The sequence below is a fragment of the Lentibacillus sp. Marseille-P4043 genome, assembly GCF_900258515.1.
Classification (GTDB): domain Bacteria; phylum Bacillota; class Bacilli; order Bacillales; family Amphibacillaceae; genus Lentibacillus_C.
The window spans coordinates 279630-293812 of the sequence record NZ_LT984884.1 but is presented as its reverse complement, the minus strand read 5'-3'; the positions used below and the strand labels follow the sequence as shown (position 1 = coordinate 293812).

Here is a 14183-nt window from a genome sequence, read left to right as displayed (position 1 = left end):
ATGATTGAAGGAGAATTCATATGATCGGTTGTTTGATTATCCATGGATATACAGGTGGACCATATGAAGTGGAACCATTGGCAGCATATTTACGGGAAAATACGAGTTGGCATATAGAAGTTCCGACCCTTCCCGGCCATGGAAGAAAGCTAGCACTTAAAAACGTTTCCCACAAAAAATGGCTACATGCAGCTGAAAAAGCACTCAAACAATTACATGAGAAATATGATCAAATATACTTAATTGGATTTTCAATGGGAGGAATGATTGCTTCCTATTTGGCTGCAAAATATAAAGTGGATAAACTTGTCCTTCTTGCTACTGCAGGGAAGTATTTATCATTCAAACAAATCTTGCTGGATGTTGGTGAGGCTATAGCAGATGGTTTCAGGGGGGAGCTTAATAAAAATAAATTATATTTGCATTACAAAAGAAAATTGGGCGAAGTTCCTTTTAAAGCCAACTTGGAATTTCTTAAATTGGTTAAATACACGAAGCCATATTTAAAGGACATCGATACACCAGTATTGATTGCACAAGGGCAGCAAGATAGTATGGTTCCATACAAAACTGCTTATTTCTTAGAAAAAGAGATCACATCGAAGCGAAAAGAGGTCGTATTTTTTGAACGTTCCAGACATCTAATCTGTTTAGGGAATGATAAGGATGCATTGAATACAATGATTTATGCTTTCTTAACAAAAAACAAGTAAACGACACCTCGCTTGTCGTTTACTTGTTTTTAGTCTTTAAAGAATGAAATTACTAAACCGCCTTCACCAGCATATGTCGAAATCAGTGGTCCCATTTCGGTTAAGATAGCATCTTTAAACGGGTATTTATTTCGTATTTCGGCAAGTACTTTATTTGCACGATCTTCTGCATTACAATGTGTCATGGCAATGACTTTATCTTCCGCGTTTTTTGTGTAGGTACCGATTTGTTCAATGAAATGTCGGATTGATTTCTTATCGCCGCGAACTTTTTCTGTTACTTCAATTGTTCCTTCTTCACTTCCGCGCATTAATAATTTTATATTAAGTGTTTTAGCAATGGCGCCCTTTACTTTGTCTAAACGTCCACCGAGAATCAGGTTTTCCAATGTCTTTAAAACAAATAAAGTTGTCGTTTGTTCAACACGTTCGTGAAGATGTTCTATCAGGTTTTCAAACGAGTAACCTTCGTTGATTTTAATACCTGCTTCATGGAGTAAAAGAGCCAATCCGCAAGATGCTGTCTTTGTATTTATCACTTCGATTTTTCGATGAGGTTGTTCATCGACCAGCATATCTTTCCCTGCTACCGCATTATCAAAAGTACTGCTTAGACCGCTTGACAAGCTAAACATGATGATTGGTTTCGTCTGGTCAACTTGTTTAAAGGCTTCGTAAAAGTCATTTGGGCTCGGTGCAGATGAGCGAGGAAGCTCTTTTGCTTCTTTTATTTTTTTATAAAAACGTTGCAAATCAATCGTAACGCCGCTTTTGTATTGTTCTTCCTGAAAGTGTAAATAAAGAGGTACAGTAATTAATTCTAATGATTCTGACAACCTAGCTGGAAAGTCAGCCCCACCGTCCGTCATTAGTTGAATATGCAAGACATCACCTGCTTCATAAAGGATGTCTCCATTATAACAGGTTTGTTTGACCGAATATATAGAAACTTACTGATACTTCTTAGATATCGTTACATTACGCTTTCGAGAAGTGCTCATGACAAATAAAAATAACCCAAATAATACGATAGTTCCTCCGAGCCATTGTGAAGCTGTAACTTTCTCACCCAAAATGAAGTAAGCGAGTAAAGACGCACCAATTGGTTCGAAGACAATCCCCATCGATATCGTTGCAGTGCTAAGCCACTTTAGTGCCCAATTAAATAGCGTGTGACCGAAGAATGTTGGGATAACAGCTAATGCGATGAATATCCACCAATGTTCAGCCGGGTACCCGAAGAAAGGATTTTGCACGATTAAATTGTAAATAATTAACGTTATGGAACTTACCCCGTATACAACGAATGTATATGGCATTAAAGATAACCGTTTTCTTGCATTTTGCCCAAATAAGAAATAGACAGTGACAGTGATTGCTCCGAGAAGCGCAAGTATATCGCCAAATAATGCCATGCCGCTTATTCTGAAATCACCCCAGCTGATGATGATACTACCTAATAAGGCAATAACCATACTAATGACTGCACCTTGTGAAAACCGTTCTTTAAAAAAGAAATATGTACCCAAAAATGCGAATATCGGCTGCAGTGTAACAAGGACAACGGAACTTGCCACAGATGTATAATTCAACGATTCGAACCAGAGAATAAAATGAAACGCCAAAAATACCCCGGCACAAGTAGACAAAAGCCAGTCCTTCTTATGGATAAACTTAAACTCCTGTCTTTGTTTGAAAAAAACATATGGAGCCATAATAATAACAGCAATTAATAAACGATAATTTGCAATAATGGCAGCTGGCGTACCGTTTGCCAATTTGACAAGGACTGCAGATGTTGAAACAGCAATAACACCAATTACAACCGCTATATATGGATTAAACGGAGGAATACGCATGGAAAGCCTCCTTTGGAATCATGTTTCTATTCAATCTAATATATTTTACCATGTTATGGACAAAAAATCACGAAGTAGTGGATATCAATGTGGTATTTATGTTATGATTAAATGACTGTTATTTTATGCATGAATTTTCAAAGAGGCCCCTTACCAATTTGGAGGATGCCTTTTTTTATGGTAAAGAAAATATAAATTTGGAACCAGGGTATGACTGGACTACCGAATCAGCCACGCCCAGCTGTTCATGCGAATAAATTTTGAAGAAAAAAAGGAGTAGACTATTAAGGTGACAACATTTTATGATTTAGGTGTTTCAGAGCCGATTATGAAGGCGTTAGAAAAAATGGGCTTTGAGGAAGCAACACCAATTCAAGCAGAGACGATCCCGCTTGCAATGCAAGGTAAAGATGTAATTGGACAAGCGCAAACAGGTACAGGGAAGACAGCGGCATTTGGTATCCCAATGATCGAGAAGATCGATAAATCTGTCCGCAAAATTCAAGGGTTAGTTGTAGCCCCTACAAGAGAGTTAGCTATTCAAGTAGCAGAAGAAATTAATCGATTAGGTAAATTCAAAGGTATCCGTACGTTGCCTGTTTATGGCGGTCAACACATGGAGCGACAAATCCGTGCTTTGAAAGATGGACCACAAATTGTTGTAGCGACTCCAGGACGCTTGCTCGACCATATGCGCAGGAAAACGATCCGAATTGACCATGTGCAAACGGCTGTATTGGATGAAGCAGATGAAATGCTGAACATGGGATTCATTGAAGATATTCGTGAAATTTTAAAAGGTATCCCTGAAGACAGACAAACGTTATTGTTTTCTGCAACAATGCCAAAGGAAATTCGCGAAATTGCAACACACCTCATGAAGAGTCCGGAAGAAATTAAAGTAAAAGCGAAAGAAATGACGGTTGAAAATATAAACCAGTATTTTGTTGAGGTTCCTGAGAAGTACAAATTTGACACGTTAACAAATCACCTTGACATTAATGGACCAGATTTAGCGATTGTCTTTAGCCGGACAAAAAAGCGTGTTGATGAAATCACGGAAGGATTACAAGCTCGAGGCTTTCGCGCAGAAGGCATTCATGGTGATTTAACTCAAGGCAAACGAATGTCTGTCCTGAACAAGTTTAAAAATGGCCGTGTTGAAGTATTAGTAGCAACTGATGTCGCAGCACGTGGGCTTGATATTTCTGGTGTTACACACGTTTATAATTTTGATATTCCACAAGATCCGGAAAGTTATGTCCATCGTATCGGTCGTACGGGACGCGCTGGACGCACTGGTGAAGCTATTTCCTTTATTACACCAAGAGAGATGGCCCATCTGCATTTAATTGAAAAAACGACAAAAAGTAAAATGAAACGGATCATGCCGCCATCAAGTCAAGATGCATTACGTGGACAACAACAGGTTGCAGTGAATAAATTGCTGAAGACGATTGAACAAAAAGACCTTAAAGCATATCATCAGACAGCAAATGAAATATTGCAGGATCATGATTCAATAACTGTTATTGCAGCTGCACTAAAAATGCTGACAAAAGAGCGGAGAGATACACCGGTTCGAATTTCTTCTGTGCAACCGATTAGTGTTAAAAAAGCACAAAGAAGTAAAGATAATAATAAACGTGGTGGGAAACGCAATTATTATGGGAAGCGAAACCAAGGCGGACGCGGTCAAGGTGGACGCAATCAAAATGGCGGTCGCAATCGCAAAGGGAATTTCCAAAAACGTAGAAACCGTGATTAACTTTCATAACCGCCTAAAACAAAAGCTCCTAGCGTAAAGGAGCTTTTTTTATTTGATAAAAATTTTTACTGTATGCCACAGTTTATCAAAATTAACAAAGCAACAAACAATACGAAAAGAGCCTTTTTAAAAAGGAGTAGCTTGTTGCGGCTACTCCTTTGTTGTTCTTATAAAATTCTACTTATCAATCCAAGGACAACTAGGATGCCAAAAATAATCCAAAAAATTTTAGGTGCTAATCCTCTTGGTAAGCGGCGCCTTTTCCACCGATTAGGATTAAATGAAACGGAACCTGCGTTTGGCCGTCGCCTGTTTCGTTGCGGTGAAAAGGGTTGGACATTGTTTAATAGTAATCGTGCAAGAGCAAAACCTCCAATAAAGCCAAAAACATGGGCGTAAATATTGATATTGGGGCGTAGGAACGTCATGATTAAACCAATAATAAATATCGTTAGGACAACTTGAGCGTTTGCACGATCGATTAGATCTTTACGTAAAACTACCATATAGACATAAATACCAAATAAGCCAAATATTGCTCCTGAAGCACCAACATGTGAATAAAAGCCAGTTGGTTCGATTAGATAGGTTGCAATATTGCCTATTAGCCCAGCACCAAAATAAGCAAGGATGAACTTGAACTTTCCAAGCATTTGTTCCAATGCTGGACCGAATATGGCAAGAGCAAATGAATTGAATAATGCGTGCATTAAACCGTTGTGAAGTATAATAGATGTTAATAGACGCCAATATTCACCTTCATGAATAAATAAATTATTGCCAGCCCCCCATTGATAAAAATGGATACCCAGTGGTAATTGCAATAGGTCTATAATGAGCCATAATGCTAGATGAATAATGATGAGTGTTGCTACAACTGGATAAAATTGAATAAATTCTTTTAAACTTTTTTCCGTTCGAATGAACATAGATAGTCCCCTCTATAATCATTTTTTTAATAGTTCTTATTCGGGTATTATTAGTGTAATCGTTTTTATTATATAGTATGACCAATTAAAGATTACTAAAATCATTATGTATAATGCAAAGATAAATACTTTAGACTGTTCTTTAACGAAATATCGAAGGAGTGAACAGCTTGATAAAAGGAATTGGAATGGATTTAATCGAGTTAACAAGAATCAGAAACAGCATCGAGCGAAATCCAAGGTTTATCGAACGAATTTTAACCGTAAGTGAACAAGAGTTATTTTATCAATTGTCAACTGACAATAGAAGGGCAGAATTTCTTGCCGGACGATTTGCTGCAAAGGAGGCATTTGCAAAAGCTGTTGGAACAGGAATTGGTAAATTAAGTTTTCAACATATCGAAGTGTTACCGGATAGTCATGGGGCACCTGTGTTGATCGCCGAAGGATATGAACATGCTACTGTTTTTATCTCTATTACACATAGCAATAACTATGCAGCGGCGCAAATCGTAATAGAAGATAAATAGCATAATTGATTAGGTTGTCTCATATATTTTAGTGCGGGTAGGAGGGAACGAAAGTGTATATTGTCACCGCAAAAGAAATGTACGATATGGACCGTTATACAGTGGAGGAAATGGGCTTAGATGCCAGAATATTAATGGAAAACGCGGGAAGAGCAGTTTGCTATGAACTAACAAAAATCATAACCAAAAAAGATCGAATATGTGTAATGGTTGGTGGAGGAAATAATGGTGGGGACGGATTTGTTATTGCACGGACGCTTAAAAATAAAAACTATCATGTCACTGTTATCCAAGTCGTACCAGATGAGAAAATAACAGGGGATGTCCAATATAATAAGACCTTATTTTTGAATTGTGGGGGTTCTGTTGTTGTTACAACCGAAGCTTCGGACATTAGCAAAATCGCCACAAATTCAGATGTGATTATTGATGCAATGATTGGAATAGGCGTACATGATAAGTTAAGGGAGCCAACTGCAACGATTGTCTCGATTATCAATGAATTTGCTCCACGGATTATTTCGGTTGACATTCCGACTGGGCTTCCAGCAGATGAGGGAATAACCGGATTTTCTGCCATACAGGCTGATTACACAATTATAATTGAAGCACCGAAAATGAGTCTATATTTACAGCATACTGCAGCTTTTTACGGAAAATGGAAGGTGGTTTCCATTGGTATTCCGGCTAATGCCATTGAAGAAACACCTGCGAGACTTATTTGGGATCAGCACCAATTCCAGCAAACAATGCCGAAACGGGGGCTCTATGCTCATAAAGGTGATCACGGAAAAGGCCTAGCTATTGGGGGATCAAAGGAGATGCCTGGGTCAATTGCGATGACTGCTAAAGCAGCTTTAAGAACAGGTGCAGGCTTACTCACTGTTGGCACAACGGAAAGTGTCATTCCAACTATTGCTTCAACATGTGTTGAGGCTACCTATCTAGCATTAAGTCGTAACAAAGAATCTGACTTAATGACTATGTCCATTCCGTTTGATAAATATGATGCGATCGTGATTGGGATGGGGTTAGGACGAGAAAAGAGAGCAGAGCAGTTAGTTCAAAATGTGCTAACAGAGGCAAATTATCCAGTGATTATTGATGCTGATGGGTTGTACCATGCCAAATTCGCACACACTAAATTAACAAAGCGTTTATATCCAACGATTATGACCCCGCATCCTGGTGAAATGGCCATGCTGTTAGACGTATCGGTTGCAGAACTCTTGGAAAAGCCTTTTTATTATTCTACAAAGTTTGCGCGCGATCATCAGGTGTATCTCGTGTTAAAAGGAAAAAATACAATTATCACAGCACCTGGTGGACAACAAGCTGTGAACACAACCGGGAATCAGGGGCTAGCAAAAGGTGGCAGTGGGGATGTGCTCTCGGGAATAATTCTAGCGATGGTGATGCAACACAAAAGTATTTTCCAAGCGTTATGTAATGCATGTTTTGTTCATGGAATGGCTGCTGATCTGCTTGTAACGGACAACCATTCTTATTACGATTTAATGGCAACGGATGTAATTGAAGGGATCCCTGCTGTTTATCGTACATTTCTTGATATGTAGTGACACGTTCTCTTTGTCCTGAGGAACACGAGACAAGGGAGATATGTCCATGAAGAAAAAATTTAGTATCTGGTTATTGATTGTCTTTGGTCTAATTCTGTTACTTGCTGCCTGTGGGGAAAAGTCTCAAGAAGATGTCCTTAAAAAACTAGATGAAAAAGTAGATGAGATGAGTGGGTATAAGGCTAAAGCGGAAATGAAAATGAATACCGGACAGGAAAGCCAGAAATATAAGATTGATATTTGGCATAAGAAAAAAGATTTTTATCGTGTTTCACTAAAGAATGATCAAGATGAAAAAGGCAGTCAAATCATTTTAAAGAATAAAGATGGTGTCTTTGTTCTTACCCCTGCCTTGAATAAAAGCTTCAAATTCCAAACAAACTGGCCAGATAATAGCAGTCAACCCTACCTTTACCAATCACTTGTAGATGACATTAAGGGGGATAAAGAAGCTGAATTTAAAGTGAGTGATTCACATTACATTTTCCAAACCAAAACAAATTACCAAAGCAATAACAATTTACCATATCAGGAAATACACTTTGATAAAAAGACTTATACACCAGTGTTAGTTAAGGTTTTGGATAAAGATAAAAACGCACTTGTCGAGGTGAAATTCTCTGACTTCAATACAAAGCCAAGCTTTAAAGACGATGACTTTGCAATGGAAAAAAATATGACTAGCGGTGATGCTGATGCACCCGTGTCTACTAATGAAAATGCCGAATCATTGACTGTTGTATTCCCGTTATACATGGCTGGCGCTGAACTTGCAGAGCAAAAAGAAATTGCAACTGAAAATGGAAAACGCGTTGTGATGACATACGTAGGAGAAAAGAGTTTCACATTAATTGAAGAACAGACGGAGGTAGCGCCAACACTTTCCTCTCCACAGGAAGTAAGAGGTGACATTGTCAATCTAGGGCATACAATTGGCGCACTTTCAGATAATACAATTGAGTGGAACAATAATGGCGTGAATTTTTATTTAGCGAGTGAAGACCTAACAAAAGAGGAACTAATTGAAGTAGCAAAATCCGTTCAAGGCAAAGCAGTGAAGTAATAATGAGCAAATGCAAGCAGACTCATGTGGAGAGGGGGTCTGCTTTTTATTTTTAAAAGGATGTTCAAAAAGCCACCAAATAATAAGCGGCTAACCTCTTCGTTGGCTTGTTTCTACGCTGTTCACGTATCTAACTAAATACGTTCCGCTGCTAGAAACTACGCCGCCTCGACCTTCTTGCTTCTAATTTGGCAACTTTTTGAACACAAGTCGACTTCAAAAAAAATTGACAGTCGAGTGAGAAAGCGAAATAATAAAAGAATCATCTTTTCTAAAAATGCGTAAAGGGGCTATTGCACTGTGTTAGATTCTTTTTATCGAAATACATGGGCCGAAATAAACCTTGATGCAATTGGTTACAATATGGAACAAATGAAGAAAAAGCTGCCATCTAAAACAAAAATCATTGCAGTTGTGAAGGCGAATGGATACGGCCACGGAGCACATGAGGTTGCTGCAAAGGCCATAGAATCAGGGGCGAGTGCTCTGGCTGTTGCGCTGTTGGATGAAGCGTTAGTACTTCGTCAAGCGGGCTTCACTGTACCTATTTTAGTATTAGGCTGGGTTGCTCCTAAGGATACACTGCTTGCTGCTGAAAATAATATTACATTAACTTTTTTTCAAAAGGAATGGATCGAGGAAGTCAACCACTATACTTTTCCACAACAACTCAAACTGCATATGAAGTGGGATACTGGTATGGGAAGAGTCGGTATTCGTACAGAAGCAGAGTTAAAGGAACTTCTAGAGGAATTAGGAAATAATCAGCAAATCCGGCTAACAGGAGTGTATACACATTTTGCAACAGCGGATGAGCAGGATCTAACTTATTATGATGAGCAGCGAAACAGGTTTCAATCTCTATTGGAAGCATTCGAAAGGTTGTGTAAACAGCCGGTTGCACTTCACGTAGGAAATAGTGCTGCATCAATTCGCTTTCCAAAGGATATGTATCATTTCATCCGGTTTGGTATTGCTATGTACGGATTATATCCATCTGAGACCGTTAGACAGGAGAAAAGCATTGATTTGAAGCAAGCATTCTCTTTAAATAGCCGTTTAATTCATGTGAAAAAAGTAGTTGCTAATGAGTCCATTAGTTATGGCGCGACATACACAACTGAGAAAGAAGAATGGATTGGAACGATTCCAATTGGGTATGCGGATGGATGGATTCGTAAGCTTCAAGGAATGGATGTATTAGTTGATGGGAAGCGCATGCCAATTGTTGGCAGGATTTGCATGGACCAAACAATGATACGACTTGATAAAGCATATCCTGTAGGGACAAAAGTCACGTTAATTGGAGAGCAAGGAAACGCAGAAATAAAAATGGATGAAGTAGCAGCATATTTAGACACGATTAATTATGAAATCCCATGCATGATTAGTAGCCGAGTGCCAAGGGTTTATTTAGGAAAATAACGAGAAAAGTAGTTTTTTCACTAATAAAATGGCATAATATTGATAAGCCTAAAGTAAAATATATATACCACAGATGGTTACCTTTAAACTTGGAAATAGTTCTTTTTTCATAAAAAGTCTCTACAGCCCTTTGCAAAGCGTGGTATACAATGATATTATTAAAGTGAATTTAATTTCGGTCGTTCAACAGTTGGCGGAGGTGCATGGTTTTGTCAGAGAGCATACAAGAAATCTTGGTACGATTACCAAAAAACCTGTTAAATGAGGTGGACGGATTAATGAAATATGAAAATAGCGATTTAAGTGACTTCATATGTCAGGCTACAAGAAACTATTTAGAAACTAAGAAAGAGGAGCATATCCAGCAATTCCGTGATTCAATGAAAAAAGGATACACGGAAATGGCCAGAATTAATCTAACTATCGCTTCGGAAGCTTTTCAAGCCGAAGAGGAGGCAGAACAAAACACCCTAGAGCGCTCTGTGATCGGGGTGTAACAATTTGATCGTTCAAAGAGGCGAAGTATATTTCGCTGACTTATCCCCTGTGGTTGGATCAGAACAGGGGGGCATCCGCCCGGTATTGATCTTACAAAATGATATTGGAAATCGGTTTAGCCCAACCGTTATTGTGGCAGCTATCACTGCACAGATTCAAAAGGCGAAGCTCCCAACGCATGTGGAGATAAACGCAAAACGATATGGGTTTGACCGCAATTCTGTTATCTTGCTTGAACAAATTAGGACGTTGGATAAACAGCGATTAACAGATAAAATCACAAAGCTGGACAAAGAAATGATGGAAAAAATCGACCATGCATTGGAAATTAGTCTAGGACTTAAAGAAATGTATGGTCAATAACAAAACCCTTGTTAGGTAGTAAACAAGGGTTTTTATTATGCGTAAGGACAGTATAAAATTTGGGATCTAATTTATTTACGTGCAGGATAAGCCACGTCCAAATCCAGCACTAAAGCGTTAGCGAGACTTCTTTCACCTCCTGCCCCGCACGAGGTGGGGTAGTTCGACGTCGCCACAAATGTTTTCGGTGGGACGAGAGTAATCGCAGTCCTAAGGCGCAGTCCGTACGTCGCTAAACGAGTGCTTTTTGTTATGCCATCATTTGAAAGTCTGTGATATAATTAAGAAAATACAATATTTGACGAAATTAGACATTAGAGCCATTGCTATTTAAGCCACTAGTTAGAAATGCTCGGATTACGCAATTGTGTGGCAATATTCTAACCGCTATTATAAAAAGTTTATTTAGGGGGACTGTGAAATGGAAGATAAATTCAAAAAAATTGCATTAGAAAACAGTGACTCAATCGTGCATAAATGGATTGAAGAAGTTGATTCATCAAAAGATGGCAATTATACTGCTACTATCTCTGATGAGTTGTTTGAGAGTACAAATAGAGAATTTGTAAATGTAATTTTTGCTAGTATAAAAAATCAAGGGTCAACGAAGACACTTGAGGATTTTTCTGAGAAATTGATTAACTTGGGCTGGCCGTTAAGCTACATAACAGACGGTCTACAAGTATTTAGACGAGTAACGATTGATTATATTCTCAGTCAGTCTGATAAAGTAGATTCAACGTTTATATCTAATGTACTGCAAAGTGTTGATAATTGGGTTGAGCCGATTATTAGACAATTAGTTAATGAGTACTCAGGAAGCTGGGAACATATTGTTTCGTTACAACGAGTAGCTTTACAGGAGTTATCTGCTCCACTTATTCCAGTCATGGACAATATTACGATTATGCCATTAATCGGCACAATTGATACAGAACGCGCTAAGTTAATCATGGAAAACCTACTTGATGGTGTTATTAAACATAACGCTGAAGTGGTATTAATGGACATTACAGGCGTACCGGTTGTTGATACGATGGTAGCCCATCACATAATTCAAGCAGCTGAAGCGGTACGGCTGATTGGTTCAACATGCATTTTAGTTGGAATTCGCCCGGAAATTGCTCAAACAATTGTTAACTTAGGAATTGATTTAGGTAAATTTCCAACGAAAAGTTCTCTGAAAAAAGGCTTCCAAAAAGCACTGGAAATAACCAATCGAACAATTGACGATCACCATTCTAAGGATGAAGAGATCGCCAATATGTTGAATTCATTACATGGGGAGTGATTATTGTGCGAATACCTATTCTTAAACTGCATAACTATTTATTGATTTCCATTCAAACGGAAATTGACGATAATACAGCAATTCAATTTCAAGAAGACTTGTTAAATAAAATTCACAAAAGCGGAGCAATAGGTGTAGTCATTGATCTAACATCAGTAGAGATTATCGATTCGTTCATCGCGAAAGTATTAGGTGATGTTGTAACCATGTCAGACCTAATGGGGGCGAAAGTAGTTTTAACTGGGATTCAGCCAGCTGTAGCAATGACATTAATCGATCTAGGAATTCATATGAAAAGCGTTCCTACCGCACTAGACTTAGAACAAGGGCTGATTAAATTACATCAGGAATTGGGGGATTAATAATGAGTCTCCAATCCTGTGTTAATATAAAAAAAGAGTGGGATATTGTTGGTGCACGTCAAGTTGGCCGTGACATAGCCAAGAAGACGGGTTTTGGTACTGTAGATCAGGCCCGCATTGCCACCGCGATTTCTGAACTCGCTCGTAATATTTATTTATATGCTGGTTCCGGCCAAATTTGCTTTGAAGTAATTGATAACATAAATCAAAAAGGAATGTGTATGGTTGCGATTGATGCAGGACCTGGGATTAACGATATTAGTCAAGTCATGGAAGATGGGTTCTCGACTTCTGGGGGACTTGGCGCTGGTTTACCCGGTGTGAAACGCTTAATGGATGTTTTTGATATTAAATCCGAGAAAGATAAAGGCACAGAAATAAAAGCGATCAAATGGGTACGGTAAAAACAAAAGCGGAGGCGCCCGTTTAGCGACGTACGGACTGGACTGAGCCGTAGGAGATAAAGGAAACACGGTGAGCCGTAGCGAACCGATGTTGACTTATCGGACGGAGGTGAGGGAAGTCGCGCTAGTCGCTGGGCGCTGGAGCTGGACGTGGCTCATCATGCCGAAAGCAAATTAGAGCCAAATTTTATACTTTCTTACCTAAAAACAAAAGCGGAGGCGCCCGTTTTATTGTAACTTCAAGTTATATTTTTAAGGATGGCTTAAGTGAAAGTCATCCTTGTCTATAAGAAAAATAACCCCATAAATAAAGGAGGTATCAGTTATTGGATACATTGTATTCTGACGTCGCTAATTATAAAAAATTGTTGAAACAATATATTGAAACACAAGACGAGAAATCTCTTTATGGGGCTGAACAAATTAGTAAATCATTTATTAAAAATAAAATCCCCCCAGAGGAAATTATTAATTTACATATCCAGGCATTAGCAGAACTGTACCCATCCCTGTCTGAAGAAATGCAGCATTCGATGAACTTTCTTTTGGAAACAATGATTGCTTATGGGATAGCACATCAAGAATTCCAGGCATTAAGGGAGAAACAACTTGAATTGAAGTCCGAGATAGGTGTAGCTGCTGGTATGCAAGAAAACCTGTTAGCAACAACCAAACCAATTATTGAAGGTTTGGACATAGGGGTTGTTAGTGTTCCGGCCCATCAAATGAACGGGGACTATCACCATTTCATTAAAGGAAAAGATGGTTCGTTAGGTGTAGCTGTAGCTGATGTAGTTGGGAAAGGCGTACCTGCTGCGTTATGTATGTCGATGATCAAATATTCAATGGACAGTTTACCTGAAGAATCAATGAGCCCTAAAGCTATTTTAGAAAACTTAAATAGGGTCGTGGAGAGAAACGTTGATCCAAGTATGTTTATCACGATGTTTTACGCTCAATATCTACCTTCTGAAAATAAGCTGCGCTACTCATCAGCTGGGCATGAACCGGGCTTTTATTATCATAAAAAAGAAGATCGTTTTGAAGAAATTGAAACAAAAGGGTTAGTCCTGGGTGTTGCAGCGGATTCAAACTACCATCGCTATGAACGATTTGTACAAAATGGGGATATGATTATTATTTTAACCGATGGTGTAACAGAATGCAGACAAGGCGAACGGTTTATTGAAACAGAGGAAGTATTAGATGTTATTAAGAGCTATTCTCATTTGTCAGCTCAGGATATGGTAGACCACGTTTACAAATACTTTGAACGGATGCAAAATTTCGAACTTCGGGATGATTTCACATTAATTATTTTACGAAAAGAAGTTTAATCTTTACTGAGATAGGGTACAGGAACGGGACTGAGGTACAGTTTAGTAAGGAAGTATTGAT

At 38.6% G+C, this 14183-nt stretch carries 16 protein-coding genes; 13 read left to right on the top strand and 3 right to left on the bottom strand.

Going from position 1 to position 14183, the window contains the following annotated elements; genetic code table 11:
• Positions 1–20: 20 nt before the first annotated feature.
• Positions 21–713: an alpha/beta hydrolase gene (locus C8270_RS01465; protein WP_106494795.1), complete on the top strand. Its 693-nt coding sequence runs from the start codon at positions 21–23 to the stop codon at positions 711–713.
• Positions 714–742: 29 nt separating this feature from the next.
• Here the strand turns inward: C8270_RS01465 and C8270_RS01460 are convergent, their stop codons facing one another.
• Positions 743–1597: a DegV family protein gene (locus tag C8270_RS01460; RefSeq protein WP_106494793.1), complete on the bottom strand. Its 855-nt coding sequence runs from the start codon at positions 1595–1597 to the stop codon at positions 743–745.
• Positions 1598–1663: 66 nt separating this feature from the next.
• The gene (locus tag C8270_RS01455) at positions 1664–2572 is read right to left on the bottom strand and encodes a DMT family transporter (protein ID WP_106494791.1); all 909 of its coding nucleotides are present in this window, start codon (positions 2570–2572) and stop codon (positions 1664–1666) included.
• A 289-nt stretch (positions 2573–2861) separates the two neighbouring features.
• On the opposite strand from C8270_RS01455, the gene C8270_RS01450 reads away from it, so the two are divergent.
• The gene (locus tag C8270_RS01450; protein WP_106494789.1) at positions 2862–4340 is read left to right on the top strand and encodes a DEAD/DEAH box helicase; all 1479 of its coding nucleotides are present in this window, start codon (positions 2862–2864) and stop codon (positions 4338–4340) included.
• A 167-nt stretch (positions 4341–4507) separates the two neighbouring features.
• Here the strand turns inward: C8270_RS01450 and C8270_RS01445 are convergent, their stop codons facing one another.
• Positions 4508–5269, bottom strand: a complete 762-nt coding sequence (locus tag C8270_RS01445) for a rhomboid family intramembrane serine protease (RefSeq protein ID WP_106494788.1) — start codon at positions 5267–5269, stop codon at positions 4508–4510.
• Positions 5270–5430: 161 nt separating this feature from the next.
• On the opposite strand from C8270_RS01445, the gene acpS reads away from it, so the two are divergent.
• From acpS to C8270_RS01395, 11 genes are all read left to right on the top strand, one after another.
• Positions 5431–5799, top strand: coding sequence for a holo-ACP synthase (gene acpS / locus C8270_RS01440; RefSeq protein WP_325034715.1), 369 nt, complete (start codon positions 5431–5433; stop codon positions 5797–5799).
• 53 nt (positions 5800–5852) lie between these two features.
• A complete protein-coding gene (locus C8270_RS01435; protein ID WP_106494785.1) occupies positions 5853–7376 on the top strand; it encodes an NAD(P)H-hydrate dehydratase in 1524 nt (507 codons plus the stop codon).
• Positions 7377–7425: 49 nt separating this feature from the next.
• Positions 7426–8442 carry a LolA family protein gene (locus C8270_RS01430; RefSeq protein ID WP_106494783.1) on the top strand — a complete coding sequence of 339 codons (1017 nt, stop codon included), beginning with the start codon at positions 7426–7428 and terminating at the stop codon, positions 8440–8442.
• Between the two features lie 300 nt (positions 8443–8742).
• Positions 8743–9867 carry an alanine racemase gene (gene alr / locus C8270_RS01425; RefSeq protein WP_106494781.1) on the top strand — a complete coding sequence of 375 codons (1125 nt, stop codon included), beginning with the start codon at positions 8743–8745 and terminating at the stop codon, positions 9865–9867.
• 139 nt (positions 9868–10006) lie between these two features.
• A complete protein-coding gene (locus C8270_RS20585) occupies positions 10007–10132 on the top strand; it encodes a hypothetical protein (protein WP_267894873.1) in 126 nt (41 codons plus the stop codon).
• On the top strand, positions 10077–10364 hold the full coding sequence (locus tag C8270_RS01420; RefSeq protein WP_106494780.1) for a CopG family ribbon-helix-helix protein: 288 nt from the start codon (positions 10077–10079) through the stop codon (positions 10362–10364). Before C8270_RS20585 ends, C8270_RS01420 begins: the two co-directional genes overlap by 56 nt.
• A gap of 4 nt (positions 10365–10368) precedes the next feature.
• On the top strand, positions 10369–10728 hold the full coding sequence (locus C8270_RS01415) for a type II toxin-antitoxin system PemK/MazF family toxin (protein ID WP_106494778.1): 360 nt from the start codon (positions 10369–10371) through the stop codon (positions 10726–10728).
• A 421-nt stretch (positions 10729–11149) separates the two neighbouring features.
• On the top strand, positions 11150–12019 hold the full coding sequence (locus C8270_RS01410) for an RsbT co-antagonist protein RsbRA (protein WP_106494776.1): 870 nt from the start codon (positions 11150–11152) through the stop codon (positions 12017–12019).
• Positions 12020–12024: 5 nt separating this feature from the next.
• On the top strand, positions 12025–12381 hold the full coding sequence (locus tag C8270_RS01405; RefSeq protein ID WP_106494775.1) for an STAS domain-containing protein: 357 nt from the start codon (positions 12025–12027) through the stop codon (positions 12379–12381).
• A 2-nt stretch (positions 12382–12383) separates the two neighbouring features.
• Positions 12384–12785 (top strand): anti-sigma regulatory factor, encoded by a 402-nt coding sequence (locus C8270_RS01400; RefSeq protein ID WP_106494773.1) that lies wholly within the window; start codon positions 12384–12386, stop codon positions 12783–12785.
• Positions 12786–13111: 326 nt separating this feature from the next.
• Positions 13112–14122, top strand: coding sequence for a PP2C family protein-serine/threonine phosphatase (locus C8270_RS01395; protein WP_106494771.1), 1011 nt, complete (start codon positions 13112–13114; stop codon positions 14120–14122).
• The last annotated feature ends 61 nt before the right edge of the window (positions 14123–14183 follow it).

Coding starts and splice junctions, on each gene's coding strand:
- C8270_RS01410 (WP_106494776.1), top strand. CDS start 11,150: ATGGAAGATAAATTCAAAAAAATTGCATTAGAAAACAGTGACTCAATC.
- C8270_RS01400 (WP_106494773.1), top strand. CDS start 12,384: ATGAGTCTCCAATCCTGTGTTAATATAAAAAAAGAGTGGGATATTGTT.
- C8270_RS01465 (WP_106494795.1), top strand. CDS start 21: ATGATCGGTTGTTTGATTATCCATGGATATACAGGTGGACCATATGAA.
- C8270_RS01455 (WP_106494791.1), bottom strand. CDS start 2,572: ATGCGTATTCCTCCGTTTAATCCATATATAGCGGTTGTAATTGGTGTT.
- C8270_RS01430 (WP_106494783.1), top strand. CDS start 7,426: ATGAAGAAAAAATTTAGTATCTGGTTATTGATTGTCTTTGGTCTAATT.
- C8270_RS01445 (WP_106494788.1), bottom strand. CDS start 5,269: ATGTTCATTCGAACGGAAAAAAGTTTAAAAGAATTTATTCAATTTTAT.